The organism is Sulfitobacter alexandrii, assembly GCF_001886735.1.
GTDB classification, from domain to species: domain Bacteria; phylum Pseudomonadota; class Alphaproteobacteria; order Rhodobacterales; family Rhodobacteraceae; genus Sulfitobacter; species Sulfitobacter alexandrii.
The window spans coordinates 2,461,432-2,478,186 of sequence record NZ_CP018076.1; the positions used below are offsets into that span (position 1 = coordinate 2,461,432).

Here is a 16,755-nt window from a genome sequence, read left to right on the forward strand (position 1 = left end):
GTCTTTTTCAACAATACATAAGCTCCTATACTGGACCAAAGAAAAACGGGCAGGTCACAGGGGCAGTCGAAGAATGGCACGCAAACCCGTGCAAGCGCAGACCTACAACATTGCCGTCGTGGGCCAGGGCGGGCGGCTGTCCTACGAGGCGCTGATCTTTGCCGCGTCGCTGCGCGAGATGAGTCCCGGCTTCTCGGGGCGGCTCCTCGTGATGGAACCGCAGCCCGGCCCGCTCTGGAAGGGCGATCCGAGGATCCAGCAGACCGACGTGCGCGCGGCGCTTGCCGATCTCGGGGCGGAGATCATACCCTTCGAGACGCGCCATTTCGGCAGCAGCTATCCCTACGGCAACAAGATCGAGATGCTGACCGCCCTGCCGCCGGACGAACCTTTCGTGTTCTTCGACACCGATACGCTGGTCACCGGCGACCTTGGGCAGGTGCCGTTCGATTTCGACCGGCCAAGCGCCTCGCTCAGGCGCGAGGGCACCTGGCCCATTCCGCAGCTTTACGGCCCCGGCTACACCGGCCTGTGGCAAAGCCTCTACGACAAGTTCGGGCTCGATTTCGACAGCAGCCTGGATCTGAGCCAGCCGGACGAATACTGGCAGCGGTATCTCTATTTCAACGCCGGTTTCTTCTTCTACCGATGTCCTCGTGTCTTCGGAGAAAAATTCCTCGAATACGCGCTGGCGATCCGCGACACGCCTCCCGTCGCCCTTTGCGCGCAAAGCTTCGATCCGTGGCTCGATCAGGTCGCCCTGCCACTGGTCATTCATGCCCTCGGCGGGGGGCGCGACACGCTGCCGCCGGGATTGCTCGACGGCAGCGTGACCTGCCACTATCGCCTGCTGCCCCTGCTCTACGCCCGGGAAAGCACCCGCGCCATCGAGGTGCTGGAACGGGTCACGGCGCCCAACAGGCTCAAGAAGGTTCTGAAGGGATCGGAGGCGGTCAAGCGCACCGTCTACCAGGGCCGGGGCCACAAGGTGCGCGCGCTTTTCGACCAGAACGATCTGCCGCGCAAGGAACAGGCGATCCGCAACCGGATCAAGAAGAACGGCTTCTGGATTCGCTGACCGTCCGGGGGGAGCCGGGGGGCGCCGCTCCCTTGTGCGGTCAGGTCCGATCGCTTACCCATGTCGCGAACATCTTGGGAGAGAGACCATGACCGACGAACCCACCTACGGCTTCGACACGCTGCAAATCCATGCCGGCGCCCGCCCCGACCCCGCCACGGGCGCGCGCCAGACGCCGATCTACCAGACCACCGCCTATGTCTTCCGCGACGCGGACCATGCCGCGGCTCTCTTCAATCTGCAGGAAGTCGGCTTCATCTACTCGCGCCTGACCAACCCCACGGTCGCGGTCCTGCAGGAGCGCATGGCCACGCTGGAAGGCGGCGTTGGCGCGGTCTGCTGTTCCTCCGGCCACGCCGCGCAGATCATGGCGCTGTTCCCGCTCATGGGGCCGGGCAAGAACATCATCGCTTCCACGCGGCTCTACGGCGGCACGGTCACGCAGTTCAGCCAGACGATCAAGCGCTTCGGCTGGGAGTGCAAGTTCGTGGACTTCGACGATCTCGATGCCGTCCGCGCCGCGGTCGACGACAATACCCGCGCCATCTTTGGCGAGGCCATCGCCAACCCCGGCGGCTATATCATGGACGTGCGCGCGGTGGCCGACATCGCGGACGAAGCGGGCGTGCCGCTGATCATCGACAACACGTCAGCCACCCCCTACCTGTGCCGTCCGATCGAACATGGCGCCACGCTGGTGGTTCACTCCATGACCAAGTACCTGACCGGCAACGGCACCGTGACCGGTGGCTGCGTGATCGATTCAGGCAAGTTCGACTGGTCCGCGAACGACAAGTTCCCCTCTCTCAGCCAGCCCGAACCCGCCTATCACGGGCTCAAGTTCCACGAGACCTTCGGCGCGCTGGCCTTCACCTTCCACGGCATCGCCATCGGGCTGCGCGATCTCGGCATGACGCTGAACCCGCAGGCCGCGCATTACACGCTGATGGGCATCGAAACCCTGTCGCTGCGCATGGACCGGCACGTGGCGAACGCCAGCAAGATCGCCAAGTGGCTCGAGCAGGACGACCGGATCGAGGCGGTGACCTACGCGGGGCTCGAATCGTCGCCCTACTACGACCGGGTCGCCAAGGTCTGCCCCAAGGGGGCCGGGGCGCTGTTCACGATCGAGGTAAAGGGCGGTTACGAATCCTGCGTCAAGTTGGTCGAGTCACTCGAGATCTTCAGCCATGTCGCGAACCTGGGCGATACGCGGTCGCTGGTCATCCACTCCGCTTCGACCACGCACCGGCAGCTGAGCGAGGCACAGCAGGTCGCGGCCGGCGCCGGACCCAACGTGGTGCGAATCTCCATCGGGACGGAGGACGCGGACGACCTGATCGCGGACCTCGACCAGGCGCTCAGCAAGGCCGTGGGCTGACCCTTTCGGGGACGGTGGCGCCCATCCGCCCTGCCGTCCCCGAGCTTCTTGCGCGGGACCCTGCCCTGACCTAGGCTTGACCGGCAAGCCGCCTGTAAAGCGCCGAAACCATGTGTTATTGTTGTGACGATGAAGCCTGATTTTGCACTTTCGCTGTCTTTTGAAGGGATTCGCCTGCTGCATCGCGCAGCGGGGGGATGGCGCATTGTCGGCGAGGCCGCGCTGGACTCGGACGATCTGAACGCCGATCTGGCCGTCCTGCGGAAATCCGCCACCGCGCTGGAACCCGGCGGCCTGCGCACCAAGCTGCTGTTGCCGGACGAGCAGATCAAGTACCTGACCATCGACACCCCGGACATGGATCAGGCCGCCCGCCGCGAGGCCGCCCGCGCCGCGCTGGACGGGGCCACGCCCTATCCGGTGGACGACCTGTCCTTCGACATCAGCCTCGACGGCCCCCGCACCCATATCGCCGCCGTCGCGCGCGAGACCCTCGCCGAAGCCGAAGCATTCGCGGTGGAGCATCGTTTTCACCCGGTCAGCTTTGCCGCGGTGCCCGGCACGCATCCCTATCTCGGGGAGCCGTTCTTCGGCCAGACCGAGGCGGCGGAACAGCTGCTGGACGATGGCGAGACGGTGGAGGCCGATGGCATCGCCGTGGTGGTGATCGGCGACGTCAAGGTGCCGGACGGACCTGTCGCTGCGTCCGACCCCGACACCGCCACGCTGCCCGAGAAGGGTGACACGCCCGCCCCCGTCGAAACGCCCGAACCCGTCGCAAAGCGCGAACCCGTCACGACGCCTGAACCCGAAAAGGCAACGGTGCCCGAAAAGCCGGCGGAGCCCGAAAAGGCGACGGCGCCCGAAAAGCCGGCGAAGGCGAAGGAGCCTACGCCCGCCGAGGCCGCACCTGCCGCTCCATCTACCGCTAAAGGCGAGGTTGTACCTGCCGGGATGTCTCCCGCGACATCAGCGGAGCAGCCTCCGGCGGACGCCGCGAAGGCGGAGGCGCAAGAGGCGGAGGTAGTCGCACCGGCCAAGGCTGCGCCGGCCGCACCCGTGGCGAAAACCGATCCCAAGCCCGACACGTCATCGGATCTGCCCAAGCCTGACGCATCCAAGCCCGAGACGTCAAAGCCCGACACCCCGGAAATGACATCGCCCGCGCCCGCTCCGGAGCCAAAGCAGACGTCGCCCCGGAAGGACGCCGGTACCGCGGCTGACAAAGCCAAACCCGAAAGGACCGAGCCGGCCATTTCATCGCCGCCGAAAGCCGGGCCCGCTAAGCCCGCCGAGCAGACCGAACCGGCTGACGATGTATCGGTCAAGATCCCGGCGGCACCAGTTGCAGCCCCCGCCGCGGCGGCCCGCCCCATCGGCGCGCCCCCGGTGGTCACGACCCCGGATCAGGAGACTGGCAGCGACCTGCCCGCGACCGGAAAGGAAACGCCGCAGGACACCTCGCCCGGGGCAGACATTCCGGTCATGCCCCCGTTGCGCGCCGATCGGATCGAGAAAAAGCCGATCGCAGCGCCCTTGCCGCCATTGCGGGCGGAACCCGCCGCCGGTTTTTCCAGCCGCCGCGCGTCCGCCACGCCGGGCAAGGCACCCGCCCGCCGTGAACCGCAGGTCGCCGCGCCGCCCGCCGCGTCAGCACCCGCCGCCGTTGCGGCACATGCCGCGGCACGCGCCGCGACAGACGACGCCGTGGTCCGCCCGGACAGCTCGTCGCTCGACAGCCCCGCGGCCCCATTGGACGCGCAGGCAGGCACCAGTGCGACGGCCAAGACGGGTTTCCTCAGCCGCCGCCGGAAATCGACGTCCGACGCCGGAAAGCGCCCGCCGTCCCGCCCCGCGCCGCAACCGGCAGGCGCCGCCGTGTCCGAAGCGGAGCGCATGACGATTTTCGGCGCCCGGAGAACCGAAGTCGGTGGCAAGCCGCGCTTCCTCGGTCTGATCCTGACCGCCGCCTTGCTGGTCTTCCTTGCCGGGGTCGCTGCATGGGCATCGGTTTTTCTCGATGATGGCCTGAGCCTGTCGCGGCTGTTCGGGCCGCGCACGACGCCCGAAGTCGCGGCAGCCCCGGACACCCCCGTTCCGGAGGAACCCGCTGCCGAAACCGAAGACCCGGTGCAGACCGCCGCACTGGACAGCGGCCTGACCGAAGAGGATGGCGCGGTGCTCGACGCCTTGCGCGACCCCGCGCCAGCGGCGGATACGGACCTGACGGAGGCGGAGCTCGAGGCGAAATACGCGGCGACGGGCATCTGGCCGCGCGCGCCCGTGCTGCCGCCGGAGCCTGCGGGCGAGGTCGCGATAGAGGATCTGTACCTGACCAGCATTGATCCCGTCAGCACGGCAGCAGATGCCATCGCCCTGCCGACGGTGGAGGAGATGCTCACCGACGCGGCGCTCGACGACATTCCGAATCCCGCCGCGGCGGGCACGCGCTTTGCCTTCGGGCCGAACGGGCTGGTGATCCCGACGGCGGCGGGCACCGTGAACCCGGAGGGGGTGACGGTCTATCTCGGCCGGCCCGAGGTCATGCCGCCCGATGCCATCATGGCGCGTTACCAGCCTCAGACGGGCGACGCCGACGCCGCGACCGAAGCCACGCCCGAACTGGATATCCTCGCCGGCGTCCGCCCCCGGACCAGACCGGGCGACCTTGTGGAAACAGCCGAACGCGCGCAGTTCGACGGCCTAACCCTCGACGAACTGGCGCAGTACCGCCCCGCGCTGCGCCCGCAATCCCTGCAGGAGCAGGCCGCGGCGGCGGCGGCGCCCGCCGTGGATCCGACCGATACGGCGGAAGCGGTGGCCGAAGCGATGGAAACCCCGGCGCAGCCCGCCGCCTTCGAGAATCCGACCCGATTCGCGGTCGCGGCCTCGCAGCGGCCGGACACGCGTCCGCGCAATTTCGACCGTATCGTGCGCCGCGCGGAGCGGGCCCAGCCCGCAGAGGAAACCCGCGTGGCGAGCGCGGCAACCACGGCACCGCGCACGGTCGCGCCGAGCATTCCCTCCAAGACCTCGGTGGCCAAGCAGGCAACGGTGTCGAACGCCATCAACCTGCGCCGGGTGAACCTGATCGGCGTCTATGGCAAGCCATCCAACCGGCGCGCGCTGGTCCGGCTCAGCAACGGCCGCTACCAGAAGGTGGTCGTGGGTGACCGGATCGACGGCGGTCGCGTCTCCGCCATCGGCGACAGCGAACTGCGCTATACCAAGGGTGGCCGGTCCGTCGTGCTGACCATGCCGCGCGGCTGACGACCGTCGGGAAATGGCGACTAGGGCCTTCCCGCCCCATCCTTTCCACTCCGATCCCCGCGGCTTGCGCGCACCGCAATGACCTCGATCTGTCGTGGCAACGCGATCGTGATCCCCGAAAGCAGGAAACGCGCTGGAAATGGACGCGTGAACTCCGCATAGCTGGGCGCAGACGCGCGAGGAACACGCAGCATGCTCGATGAAATGGACACCCGCCTTCTTGCGGCCCTTCAACGGGACGCGCATCTGACCGCGCAGCAGCTGGGCGAGGCGCTCAACCTGTCGCCATCCCAGGCCGGCCGCCGCCGGCAAAGGCTAGAGGCCGAAGGCTACATACAGGGATATTTCGCCCGCGTGGATCCCGTGCGCCTCGGGCTGAACGTACAGGGTTTCGTTCAGGTCCACCTCGGCACCCACGGTCCGGACCATTCCCGAAGCTTTGCGCGCCTGATGGACAGCCGGGCAGAGATTGTCAGCGTCTGGACCATGACGGGGGATGCGGATTACCTGCTGCGTGTTTATTGTGAGGACTTACCCAGCCTCAACCGGCTGATTCACGAGGTGCTGCTGGCGCATCCGGCCGTTTCGAGGGTGCACAGCCAGATCGTGATGGACCAGCTCAAACAGGATGGGCCGCTGCCCACCTGAACCCGTTCGAAAGGACCGAAATGGAAGGTTTCCTGTTCCAGGCATCGATCTACCTCGCCGCAGCCGTGATCGCGGTGCCCCTCGCCGCGCGGCTCGGGCTGGGTTCGGTGCTGGGATACCTTGCTGCCGGAATCCTGATCGGGCCGGTGCTGGGACTTGTCGGGTCAGAGACCAAGGACGTGCAGCACTTCGCCGAATTCGGCGTGGTCATGATGCTGTTCCTGATCGGACTGGAGCTCGAACCGCGGGCATTGTGGGACATGCGGCACCGGCTGCTGGGTCTCGGCGGGTTGCAGGTGATCCTGACCACCGCCGCCCTCATGGGCGTGGCCATCGCCTATGGGCAGCCGTGGAACGTGTCGCTGGCGGTGGGCCTGACGCTGGCACTGTCCTCGACCGCGATCGTGCTGCAGACACTGTCGGAAAAGAACCTGATGAGGACCAGCGGGGGCAGGAGCGTATTTTCCGTGCTCCTGACGCAGGACATCGCCGTGATCCCGATCCTCGCCCTTCTGCCGCTGCTGGCCACCGGCAACATGGGCGGCATCCTGCCCGACGGGTCGATCTCGCTCAGTGCGGAACAGGTCGAAGCGGCGCACGGCGCGGACGCTGGCGATCACGGCCCGGCGGCGGCCAGCGCCGCCTTCGACTTCGTTCAGAGCCTGCCGGGCTGGGGCGTCACCCTCGTGACGATCGGCGCGGTCCTGTCCATCATCATCGTCGGCGTGTTCTTTACCCGGCCGGTGTTCCGTTTCATCCACTCGGCCAACCTGCGCGAAATGTACACGGCGCTGGCGCTGCTGATCGTGGTCGGAATCTCGTTCCTGATGATGCTCGTGGGCCTGTCCCCCGCGCTGGGGGCCTTCCTCGCCGGGGTGGTGCTGGCATCGTCCGAGTTCCGCCACGAGCTGGAGACCGACCTCGAGCCCTTCAAGGGTCTGCTGCTGGGACTGTTCTTCGTGACCGTGGGGGCCGGGATCAACTTTGAATTGCTGTTCAGCCGCCCGATCCTGCTGGTGGGCATGGCGGTGCTCGTGATCGTGGTAAAGGGCGCGATCCTGGGAGTGCTGGGCCGGTTGTTCCGGCTCAAGGGGCGGGACCAGTGGCTTTTCGCGCTGAGCCTTGCACAGGCGGGGGAATTCGGCTTCGTGCTTGTCAGCTTTTCGGTGGCGACAGGGGTAATGCCGGACGACATCGCCGAAACGCTCCTGCTGGTGATTGCGCTGTCGATGCTGATCACGCCGCTTCTTTTCATCCTGTACGACCGGATCAGCCGCCGCATGGACGAAAAACACGGGCCGCTCACGCCAGACGAGATCGACGAATCCGGGCCCGTCATCATCGCGGGAATCGGGCGCTTCGGCCAGATCGTGAACAGGCTGGTGCAGGCCAGCGGCTTTCAGACGGTGGTGCTGGATCACAACCCCGACACCATCGCGGTCATGCGCCGCTTCGGGTTCAAGGCGTTCCTTGGCGACCCCACGCGCCCGGACATCCTGCGCAAGGCCGGCCTGCGGGACGCAAGCGTACTGGTGGTGGCGCTGGACGATCAGAAGTCGGCGCTTCAGCTGATCACCTACGCCCGCAAGGAGCGCCCGGACCTGCACATCGTGGCGCGCGCCCACGACCGCACGGACGTGTACCGCCAGTTCCAGGCGGGGGCGAACGACATCGTGCGCGAGATGTTCGACAGTTCGCTGCGTGCGGGGCGCTATGTGCTGGAGAACCTCGGGCTGTCGGAATACGAGGCTGCCGAAGCCCAGCGGATGTTCTACGCCCATGACCGCAAGTCGGTGCGGGAGCTGGCCGCGCTCTGGCGGCCCGACGTCGACCCCTCGCAGAACAAGGCCTATGTGGCGCGTGCGAAGGAATTGCAGAAGGATCTCGAGACCGCGTTTCTCAACCGCGGTGACGAGGACGAGGAAAAGAAGCGGGCCTGAGCCGCCGCACCCTCAGCCGTCGCTGACGCCGGCTTGCGCAAAGGTGGCCATGCCCGCGTGGCAGGCCAGCGCGCCCTTGAGCACCGGGATCGCAAGGGTCGCGCCGGAAGCTTCACCCAAGCGCAGACCCAGCTGCAACAGCGGTGTCTTGCCCATCGCCTCCAGCAGGCGGGCGTGGCCGTTCTCGGTGCTCAGGTGCCCCGCGACGGCATGATCGAGCGCGCCGCCTTCGGTTTTCTGCAGGCACAGCGCGGCGGCGCAGCAGATGAACCCATCCAGAATGACCGGGATCCGCAGGCTGCGTGCCCGTGCCATCGCCCCGGCCATGCCGGCCAGTTCACGGCCCCCCAGCCTGCGCAATGTCTCGAGACCGTCGCCCTGCCCGCCGTGCCGCGCCACACCCTCGCGCACCACCTCTGTCTTGAGCGCCAGTGCCGCGTCATCGACGCCCGTGCCGCGCCCGGTCCAGTCCGCCGCGTCGCCCCCCAGCAGGGCACAGGCGATGGCGGCGGCGCTGGTGGTGTTCGCGATACCCATCTCGCCCACGACCAGCAGGTCGGCGGCGGCGTCGACTGCCTGCCAGCCGGCGGTCAGGGCGGCGCACAGATCTTCTTCGCTCAGGGCGGGCTCTTGCGTGAAATCCGCGGTGGGACGGTCGAGGTCCAGCGGAACGACCGTCATGGCCGCCCCGGCATTGCGGGCCAACTGGTTGACCGCGGCACCGCCCGCCTGAAAATTCATGACCATCTGGCCCGTGACCTCTGCCGGAAAGGCGGAGACCCCGCGGGAGGCGACGCCGTGGTTGCCCGCAAAGACGATCACCTGCGGGGCCGTGATCTCGGCCCGCTGCCCGCCACGCCAGCCCCGATACCAGATGGCGAGTTCCTCCAGCCGGCCCAACGACGCGGGAGGCTTGGTCAGTTGCCCGTTGTGCGACGCGGCATCGTCGGCTGCCTGCCGATCCATCCCTGGCATGTCCGCGAGAAGGCCGCGAAAGGCGGTGAGGCTTGCAAATGGCTGGGTCATGGGCATGCTCGGCTTGATTTCGGTGCTGGCCCTGTCTAGCGACAGCGCCAGGGGCTGGAAAGGGCGCAAAGGGCGGAATGGTGGACAGAAGCGACATATCCGGCCCGTGGCAGGCCTACCGGCCCGGTGACGTGGTCATCGCACTGGGGTTGTTGACCCGCCTGCCGCTGCCGGCATCTGCCTTTGCATCGCTGTCCGGACGTGCGCCCGCCCGCGCCGCCTGGGCCTATCCGCTGGTAGGCTTGGTGATCGGCGGTGCAGGGGTGGCCGCGGCCGCGCTTGCCACGGGCGTCGGGCTTGCGCCCGGGGTGTCCGCCATTTTCGGGCTCGGGGTCATGGTGCTGCTGACCGGGGCGATGCACGAGGACGGGCTGGCGGACTGTGCGGACGGTTTCTGGGGCGGCTGGACGCGGGAGCGGCGGCTGGAAATCATGAAGGACAGCCAGATCGGGACCTACGGCGTGATCGCCCTGACGCTTGGCCTGCTCCTGCGCTGGCAACTCATCGCGACATTGATCGGCGCCGGAACGCTCGCGGCGGGCCTGATCCCGGCGGCGATGGTGTCGCGCGGCTGCATGGTCTGGATCATGTATCGTCTGCCTCATGCCCGGTCCGGCGGCCTTTCGCGGCAGACGGGCACGCCGCCCCGGTTGGCGATGGTCGGCGCGCTGATCCTTGGCGCGGTCGCGGCCCTTTTCACCGGCGCCTGGGTGTGCGTCATCGGGGCGAGCCTTGCCGTGACCCTTGCCAGCGGCGCGCTCGCACAGGCAAAGATCGGCGGCCAGACCGGCGACGTCCTCGGTGCCACGCAGCAGGTGGTGGAAATCACGGTCCTGACGGCGATCACCGCCGCGACACTGTCCTGACATGCGAAAACGCCGCGTTCCCGGCAGGAACGCGGCGCAATCACTGAATGTCAGGAAGGATCAGGCCGCGACGCGGCTGTCCAGAACGTCGCCGACCTGCTTTGCCGCCGCGTTCTCGTCACCGCCGCTGACAGCGGCCACTTCGCGGGTCAGGCGTTCGAGCGCAGCCTCGTAGAGCTGGCGTTCGGAATAGCTCTGCTCGCGCTGATCGTCGGTGCGGTGCAGGTCGCGGACGACTTCGGCGATCGCGATCAGGTCGCCGGAATTGATCTTCTGCTCGTATTCCTGCGCACGGCGAGACCACATGGCACGCTTGACCTTTGCCTTGCCCTTGAGCGTCTTCATGGCGTGGCTGATGACATCGGGCGACGACAGGGCGCGCATCCCGATCTCGGACGCCTTGTGGGTCGGCACCCGCAGGGTCATCTTGTCCTTTTCAAAGGAAATCACGAACAGCTCCAGCGCGATGCCGGCGACTTCCTGCTCTTCGATCGAGATGATCTGTCCCACGCCATGGGCGGGGTAGACGACGAACTCGTTCGGGCGGAAATCGTGCTTTTTCGATTTTGTCATTTGGCGGCTCCTGAAGCGCGGGGTTCACCCGCTGTTGATCTTGGTGCTGTTCCGACGGTCAAAAGCGCAATCGCGATGCGGCGGCATCTGTCCGCATCCGGCTGCGCTTGATGGTGATGTACTGCTTTGAACCCCTGATGGCGGCAGAATGATCGTGCGTCCGCATCCAAAGAGTTGACCGTCGTTTTCAGCGTTGCCGTATCATAGCACAAAATTGGGGCATCCGAAAGATGACCCTGGGTAAAGGGGCAATCAGTCCAACAAGCTCAGATAGTTACGCGGGTTTCTTCGTGTAAAGCATGAAGAAACGGAGCGAATCACCCGCCCTCGCCCGGTCTTTCCGAAAAGTACTTCTCCAGCTTGCCGCTCTCGCCATCGCGTTCCTCGGCTTCAGGCAACGGATCCTTCTTGGTGATGATCACCGGCCAAAGCTCTGAATACTTTCGGTTAAACTCGACCCACTTTTCCATGTCCGGCTCGGTATCCGGACGGATCGCGTCGGCAGGACATTCCGGTTCGCAGACGCCGCAATCAATGCATTCGTCGGGGTGGATCACCAGCATGTTCTCACCCTCGTAGAAACAGTCCACCGGGCATACCTCGACACAGTCGGTGTATTTGCAGGCAATGCAGGAGTCGTTCACGATGTAGGTCATGCGGGGATCTCTGTCAGGGTCGCTGTGGGTCTGAGTAAATCAGCATCCGGGATCATTCAAGGTGCCGGGACTTAGAAAGATCAAGCTTGCGCCGGTCCTTCTTGGTCGGACGACCTTTTCCGTCGTAGGACGGATTTTCGGGCATTCTGTCCCTGATCTCGGCGGCTGGCGGGGACAGGTCGGTATAGAGCGCCTCTGCCTCCGGCGCCGGGCCGCGACGGGTTCCCAGCGCTTCGATCCGGATGACCCTTACCCGGTCGCCCACCGAAAAGGTCAGCACGTCGCCGGGCCCCACCATGCTCGCACGTTTCCTGGCCGCCGTGCCGTTGATGCGCACCGCGCCGTCGCCCACGCGGGTCGCCGCAAGGGATCGTGTCTTGAAAAAGCGCGCGTGCCACAGCCATTTGTCGATGCGAAGCTTGGGCGCGGCGCCGTTCACCTATTTGTTGTCCTTCAGCCCCATCAGGGCGGCCGCAAAGGGGTTGTCGGGATCGATCTGCTTTTCCTTGCGGGGAGGACGCGCGGAAAAGTTCTGGGCCTTGCCGCCCCGGTCCGGCTTGTTACCGCGAGGGCCGCCCTTCCGGGGTTTGCCCCGCCCCTTCGGCTTGTCGCCGGCGCCATGGCGGCGCTGCGTGTTCGCCGCGCGGCCGCCGCGGCCCCAGGTGAAGGTATAGAACACCTCCGTTTCGGGGCCTGCGACCTCCGCGTCGGGCGCGGTGCCCTGCGGGGTCTCCTCTGCCGGCACGTCGGGAATGCGATCGTCCTCCAGCGGTGTCTCGGCAGGCTCTTCCGCGACGGGCGCGACGCCATCGTCGGACATCTCCGATATCGCACCCGGCGTGTCATCGGGTGTCGCCGGCGCGGGCGCGTCGATGATGCCGCCCGCCGGTTCTTCGGCGGCCACGTCCATGACCGGCTTATCCGGCGCGTCGTCCGCCGCGGTGTCGAGGTCCGTTTTCTCGGGCACCTCGGTGTCCGCAGTCTCGTCCATGACCTTGTGCGTGCCATCCTTGGGGGTCGTGGTGTCCACCGGCTTGACCTTCTCGCGCTCCCCCTTCTCGGCCTTGTAGCCAAGGCCCTGCATCAGGTCGGCGAACTGTTCGAGCGTCATCCCCGTGATCGACAGCATGTCAGCCTTGGCTTCGAAACCGCCGCGTGAGTACTCGGCACGCAGCATGTCGGCCAGCCGTTCGAGCATGTCGATGCGGATCGCGCGGGTGCCTGCGTTGCGGTAGCCCGACATGGTGTCCGCGCCCTGGGGCGCGTCGGCCTCGACCGGGATCGTGACCAGCCCCGGCGGCGGCGATTCCGGAAACTCGTTCAGGCCCTTCGACAGGGACCAGAGCACCAGTCGCAACCGGGTCGGCGCCGGCTTCAAAAGAAGGGGCATGAAGATCGTGAACTGGCCGAAACGGATACCGTGCTTGCGCAGCGCCCCGCGCGCATCCTGATCCAGCGCTTTGACGTCGTCGGCCACGGCCGCGCGCGGCAGGATCCCGAGGTTTTCAACCAGTTGGAACGCAAAGCCGCGTGCGAGGCCCGTCAGGCTTTCATCCTTGGACAGACCGATCAGCGGCTCGAACAGCGCAGCGATCTTGCGATCGATGAAGTGCTGGAGCCTGCGCTGCACCTTCTGGGCGACCTCCGGCCCGGCAACGTCGTCCACGAAGACGTCGACTTGCGGCTTGAGGGGATCGCTGCCCGCCACCAGCTTGCCCACCGCGGCGGAGCCCCACATGAGGCCCCCCTGCTCGGTAAAGTCGATCTCGGTGTCGGGGGCGTTGTAGAAACGATCCGCGCGCAGGTGGAACTGCGGCGCCAGTGCCTGCAGGGCGGCAGACTTGATCGTCTTTTCCTCGGCGCCACCCGCGCCCTTGTCGGCGCGGAAACGGAAACCGTCCAGCTTGCCCACGTATTCACCTTCGACGGTGACTTCACCGGTCTCGTTTACTTCGGCCACCATGGCTTCCTTCTGTCCTAGCCGGCGCAAGAGCACGGATGTGCGCCGGTCTACAAATCTCTGGGTCAGGCGCTCGTGCAATGCGTCCGACAGTCGGTCTTCTACGACACGGGTCGCCCCGCGCCAATGGCTTTCGTCCCCCGTCCACCCCTTGCGCTGCGCGACATAGGTCCACGTCCGGATGAAGGCCAGTCGTTTCGACAACGCATCAATGTCCCCATCGGTTCGATCTATGCGCTTGATTTGTCGCGCGAGCCAGTCTTCGGGGATGCGCCCCACCTGATGCAGGTCGCAGAAGATCCGCTCCAGAAGGTCCGCGTGCTCCGCGTGGCTTATCCCGCGGAAATCGGGGATGCGGCAGACATCCCACAGCAAGCGGACGGAAGGACCGTCGGTGCATCGCGCAAAGACTTCGTCCACCTGCCCAAGCGCCTTGAGCGCGCGCAGGTCGTCGGCCTCCCGCGCCCGGACAAGCCGTTCTTCCTCCGGTTTCGCCTCGAGCGTCTCGATGAGCCGGTCGATCGAGCCGAACTGCAGCGCGTGATTGCGCCAGTTGATCTTGCTCAGCGGCGTGAACTGGTGGTCCATGATGGCACGCGCGACGCCGTCGTCGAGGGCCGGCGCATCCCCGGTCGTGCCGAAGGTGCCCGACTTGAACCCGCGGCCCGCGCGGCCCGCGATCTGCGCCAGCTCGTTCGGGGCCAGTTGACGCATCCGGCGGCCGTCGAACTTCGTCAGGCTGGAAAACGCGATATGGTCGACATCCAGGTTCAGGCCCATGCCGATGGCGTCGGTCGCCACCAGGAAATCAACCTCGCCATTCTGGTACATCTCGACCTGGGCGTTGCGCGTCCGCGGGGAAAGCGCGCCCATCACGACCGCCGCACCACCCTTCTGGCGGCGGATCAGCTCGGCAATCGCATATACATTCTCAACCGAAAATCCGACAATGGCGCTTCTCGGGCGCATGCGGCTTATCTTTTTCTGACCGGAATAGACCAATTCGGACATCCGCTCGCGCCGCATGAACTGCACCTTGGGGACAAGCGCCGCGATGGTCCCGCGCATCGTGTCCGACCCCATGAACAGCGTTTCGTGCAGGCCCCTCATCCGCAACAGCCGGTCGGTAAAGACATGCCCCCGCTCCGGATCGGCGCAAAGCTGGATCTCATCCACCGCGGCGAAGTCAGCCCCCATGCCCTCGGGCATGGCCTCTACCGTACAGACCCAATACTGGGTGCGCGGGGGTACGATGCGTTCTTCGCCCGTGACCAGCGCGACCACGGACGGGCCGCGCAACGCGACGATGCGATCGTAAACCTCTCGCGCCAGCAGGCGCAGCGGCAACCCGATGACACCCGTGCGATGGGCCAGCATCCGCTCGATGGCATAAGTCGTCTTGCCGGTATTGGTCGGGCCCAGAACGGCCACGATCCGCGAGTCGGTCGCCACAGAAATCTCCGATCAGAGTTCGCGCCCGATCCCGTCACGGCGCAGCCGCGTCAGCGCCTCGCCGGCGTGGGGATGGTGGGGGTAAATGGCAAGGACACGGCGGTAGAGTTCGGCGGCGCGGCCCGGATCACCGAATTCCTGGATCATGACGCCCAGGCCGAAGATCGCCTCGTAGTTTTCGGGGTTCAGCGCCAAGGCCGTTTCAAGGTCTGCCAACGCCATGCCATACCGGCCCGACCGGAAGAACGCCTCGGCCCGTGCGTGGTAGCCTTCGGCGAATTCGGGGGCGTGATCCGTCAGCGCGGTAAAGTGTTCGATCGCGTGAAGGTAATCCTCTTCCTCCATCGCGTCGCGCCCCCGCTTGAGCAGCAGATCCATCGCAGCCGACCCCGACCTGCCCCAGATGGTTTCCACCTCGCGCGCGATGCGGGGGGCTTCCTGTTCGGGGGCGGTACGCAGCCGTTCCATGAGTTCGGGGGGCACGGTTTCCGCCATCACCATGCCGCTGAGCAACACTGAGGCGCCAAGTGCCGCAAGGTGATGTTTGAGGTTGACGGTGAACATACGCATAACAAAGGTGAATGTAACAGGCTGCCGCCGCAATTCCAGACGTGACGGAGCCGATTTGCCAAAAAGGGCCCCAAATGAGCGATATTGTGAACCAGGCGGTTGTCATCCTGAACGAGAAACTGTCCACGGCGGACTTCGACGGAACCGCGAAATTCGACATCACGGGCGAAGGGTCGATCATGATGGACAGTTCCGGCGCGCGGGCGGGCGACGAGCCCGCCGACGTCACGCTGAGTGCAGATGCCGATACTTTCCAGTCGATTCTCGATGGTGACACGAACCCGACCGCCGCCTTCATGTCCGGCAAGCTGGGCGTTGACGGCGACATGGGCATGGCGATGAAGCTGGCCTCCGTTCTGGCCTGATGCAGCTGGAGCCCGCCCCCCTTTTCACGGATGTGATGCCGGGGCCTGACAGCGGTCAGGCCCATTGGGCCACCACTTCCGATGGCAAGCGGATCAGGGTGGGTTCCTGGCCACTGGATCGCGCCAAGGGGACGGTGCTGCTGTTCCCGGGCCGCACCGAATACATCGAGAAATACGGCGTGACGGCCAGCGAGCTCGCCGCACGCGGCCTAGCCACCATGACGATAGACTGGCGCGGCCAGGGGCTGGCCGACAGGCTGGCCGAGGATCCGCTGGTGGGTCACGTGGATGCCTTTCAGGACTATCAGAAAGACGTGTCGGCGATGATGCGCGCCGCGCGGGAACTGGGCCTGCCCCGGCCGTATTTCCTGCTTGCCCATTCGATGGGCGGCTGCATCGGCCTGCGGGCGGTGATGGAAGGGCTGGGCGTGCAGGCGGCGGCCTTTACCGGCCCGATGTGGGGCATCTACATCAAGCCGCAGCTTCGCTTCCTTGCAGGGGTGCTTGCCCGCAACATGCCACGGATCGGTCGCGGGCTCGATCTGCCGCCCGGCACGGCGCGCGACCCCTACGTGCTGTCGGCGCCTTTCGAGGACAACATGCTGACGCCGGATCAGCAGATGTACGACATGATGCGCGACCAGTTGCGCGCACATCCGGAGCTTTCGCTGGGAGGTCCGACCTATGTCTGGCTGCGCGAAGCGCTGGCAGAGACCCAGCATCTGGCCGGCCGCGCGGCCCCCAGCCTGCCCGCCGTGACATGGCTGGGCAACAATGAACGCATCGTCAACACCGCTCATGTCCATGCCCGGATGGAAAACTGGAAAGGCGGGCGGCTGGAAATGGTCGAAGGCGCCGAGCACGAGGTGCTGATGGGCACCGATGACCAGCGCAGCGCCATCATGGACGGCATGGAAAAGCTGTTTCTCGGCACGGTGACTCGCTAAGCCCGACCGCACGCCTACATAGG

At 66.2% G+C, this 16,755-nt stretch carries 14 protein-coding genes; 8 read left to right on the forward strand and 6 right to left on the reverse strand.

Translation table 11 applies throughout. The features are described 5' to 3' along the window. The first annotated feature begins 73 nt into the window (after nucleotides 1-73). From BOO69_RS12100 to BOO69_RS12120, 5 genes are all read left to right on the forward strand, one after another. Nucleotides 74-1,078, forward strand: a complete 1,005-nt coding sequence (locus BOO69_RS12100; RefSeq protein ID WP_071972396.1) for a hypothetical protein — start codon at nucleotides 74-76, stop codon at nucleotides 1,076-1,078. An 88-nt stretch (nucleotides 1,079-1,166) separates the two neighbouring features. Next, nucleotides 1,167-2,459: an O-acetylhomoserine aminocarboxypropyltransferase/cysteine synthase family protein gene (locus BOO69_RS12105; protein ID WP_071972397.1), complete on the forward strand. Its 1,293-nt coding sequence runs from the start codon at nucleotides 1,167-1,169 to the stop codon at nucleotides 2,457-2,459. 129 nt (nucleotides 2,460-2,588) lie between these two features. After that, nucleotides 2,589-5,729, forward strand: coding sequence for a hypothetical protein (locus BOO69_RS12110; RefSeq protein ID WP_071972398.1), 3,141 nt, complete (start codon nucleotides 2,589-2,591; stop codon nucleotides 5,727-5,729). Between the two features lie 192 nt (nucleotides 5,730-5,921). Then, entirely contained in the window at nucleotides 5,922-6,377 is a 456-nt protein-coding gene (locus tag BOO69_RS12115) for an Lrp/AsnC family transcriptional regulator (protein WP_071972399.1), read from the forward strand. Nucleotides 6,378-6,397: 20 nt separating this feature from the next. Beyond that, a complete protein-coding gene (locus tag BOO69_RS12120) occupies nucleotides 6,398-8,317 on the forward strand; it encodes a cation:proton antiporter domain-containing protein (protein WP_071972400.1) in 1,920 nt (639 codons plus the stop codon). Between the two features lie 12 nt (nucleotides 8,318-8,329). On the opposite strand, the gene cobT is transcribed toward BOO69_RS12120, so the two are convergent. Continuing rightward, nucleotides 8,330-9,343: a nicotinate-nucleotide--dimethylbenzimidazole phosphoribosyltransferase gene (gene cobT / locus BOO69_RS12125; RefSeq protein ID WP_071973794.1), complete on the reverse strand. Its 1,014-nt coding sequence runs from the start codon at nucleotides 9,341-9,343 to the stop codon at nucleotides 8,330-8,332. 77 nt (nucleotides 9,344-9,420) lie between these two features. Here cobT and BOO69_RS12130 point away from each other — a divergent pair, with 77 nt between their 5' ends. Further along, nucleotides 9,421-10,209, forward strand: coding sequence for an adenosylcobinamide-GDP ribazoletransferase (locus BOO69_RS12130; protein ID WP_083545514.1), 789 nt, complete (start codon nucleotides 9,421-9,423; stop codon nucleotides 10,207-10,209). Between the two features lie 60 nt (nucleotides 10,210-10,269). Here BOO69_RS12130 and BOO69_RS12135 read toward each other — a convergent pair whose 3' ends face one another. The 5 genes from BOO69_RS12135 to BOO69_RS12155 form a co-directional block, all read right to left on the reverse strand. Beyond that, nucleotides 10,270-10,782, reverse strand: coding sequence for a CarD family transcriptional regulator (locus BOO69_RS12135; protein ID WP_071972401.1), 513 nt, complete (start codon nucleotides 10,780-10,782; stop codon nucleotides 10,270-10,272). Nucleotides 10,783-11,099: 317 nt separating this feature from the next. Further along, nucleotides 11,100-11,438, reverse strand: a complete 339-nt coding sequence (gene fdxA / locus BOO69_RS12140; RefSeq protein ID WP_071972402.1) for a ferredoxin FdxA — start codon at nucleotides 11,436-11,438, stop codon at nucleotides 11,100-11,102. 52 nt (nucleotides 11,439-11,490) lie between these two features. Beyond that, entirely contained in the window at nucleotides 11,491-11,877 is a 387-nt protein-coding gene (locus BOO69_RS12145; protein WP_071972403.1) for an RNA-binding S4 domain-containing protein, read from the reverse strand. Continuing rightward, nucleotides 11,878-14,850 carry a helicase-related protein gene (locus BOO69_RS12150; protein WP_071972404.1) on the reverse strand — a complete coding sequence of 991 codons (2,973 nt, stop codon included), beginning with the start codon at nucleotides 14,848-14,850 and terminating at the stop codon, nucleotides 11,878-11,880. 12 nt (nucleotides 14,851-14,862) lie between these two features. Further along, the gene (locus BOO69_RS12155; protein ID WP_071972405.1) at nucleotides 14,863-15,420 is read right to left on the reverse strand and encodes a tetratricopeptide repeat protein; all 558 of its coding nucleotides are present in this window, start codon (nucleotides 15,418-15,420) and stop codon (nucleotides 14,863-14,865) included. A 74-nt stretch (nucleotides 15,421-15,494) separates the two neighbouring features. Between BOO69_RS12155 and BOO69_RS12160 the strand changes: the two genes are divergently transcribed. Beyond that, a complete protein-coding gene (locus BOO69_RS12160) occupies nucleotides 15,495-15,785 on the forward strand; it encodes an SCP2 sterol-binding domain-containing protein (protein ID WP_071972406.1) in 291 nt (96 codons plus the stop codon). Further along, nucleotides 15,785-16,732 (forward strand): alpha/beta fold hydrolase, encoded by a 948-nt coding sequence (locus tag BOO69_RS12165; protein WP_071972407.1) that lies wholly within the window; start codon nucleotides 15,785-15,787, stop codon nucleotides 16,730-16,732. The genes BOO69_RS12160 and BOO69_RS12165 overlap by 1 nt, the downstream gene beginning before the upstream one ends. The last annotated feature ends 23 nt before the right edge of the window (nucleotides 16,733-16,755 follow it).

Coding starts and splice junctions, on each gene's coding strand:
- BOO69_RS12100 (WP_071972396.1), top strand. CDS start 74: ATGGCACGCAAACCCGTGCAAGCGCAGACCTACAACATTGCCGTCGTG.
- BOO69_RS12105 (WP_071972397.1), top strand. CDS start 1,167: ATGACCGACGAACCCACCTACGGCTTCGACACGCTGCAAATCCATGCC.
- BOO69_RS12110 (WP_071972398.1), top strand. CDS start 2,589: ATGAAGCCTGATTTTGCACTTTCGCTGTCTTTTGAAGGGATTCGCCTG.
- BOO69_RS12115 (WP_071972399.1), top strand. CDS start 5,922: ATGCTCGATGAAATGGACACCCGCCTTCTTGCGGCCCTTCAACGGGAC.
- BOO69_RS12120 (WP_071972400.1), top strand. CDS start 6,398: ATGGAAGGTTTCCTGTTCCAGGCATCGATCTACCTCGCCGCAGCCGTG.
- cobT (WP_071973794.1), bottom strand. CDS start 9,343: ATGACCCAGCCATTTGCAAGCCTCACCGCCTTTCGCGGCCTTCTCGCG.
- BOO69_RS12130 (WP_083545514.1), top strand. CDS start 9,421: ATGGTGGACAGAAGCGACATATCCGGCCCGTGGCAGGCCTACCGGCCC.
- BOO69_RS12135 (WP_071972401.1), bottom strand. CDS start 10,782: ATGACAAAATCGAAAAAGCACGATTTCCGCCCGAACGAGTTCGTCGTC.
- fdxA (WP_071972402.1), bottom strand. CDS start 11,438: ATGACCTACATCGTGAACGACTCCTGCATTGCCTGCAAATACACCGAC.
- BOO69_RS12155 (WP_071972405.1), bottom strand. CDS start 15,420: ATGCGTATGTTCACCGTCAACCTCAAACATCACCTTGCGGCACTTGGC.
- BOO69_RS12160 (WP_071972406.1), top strand. CDS start 15,495: ATGAGCGATATTGTGAACCAGGCGGTTGTCATCCTGAACGAGAAACTG.
- BOO69_RS12165 (WP_071972407.1), top strand. CDS start 15,785: ATGCAGCTGGAGCCCGCCCCCCTTTTCACGGATGTGATGCCGGGGCCT.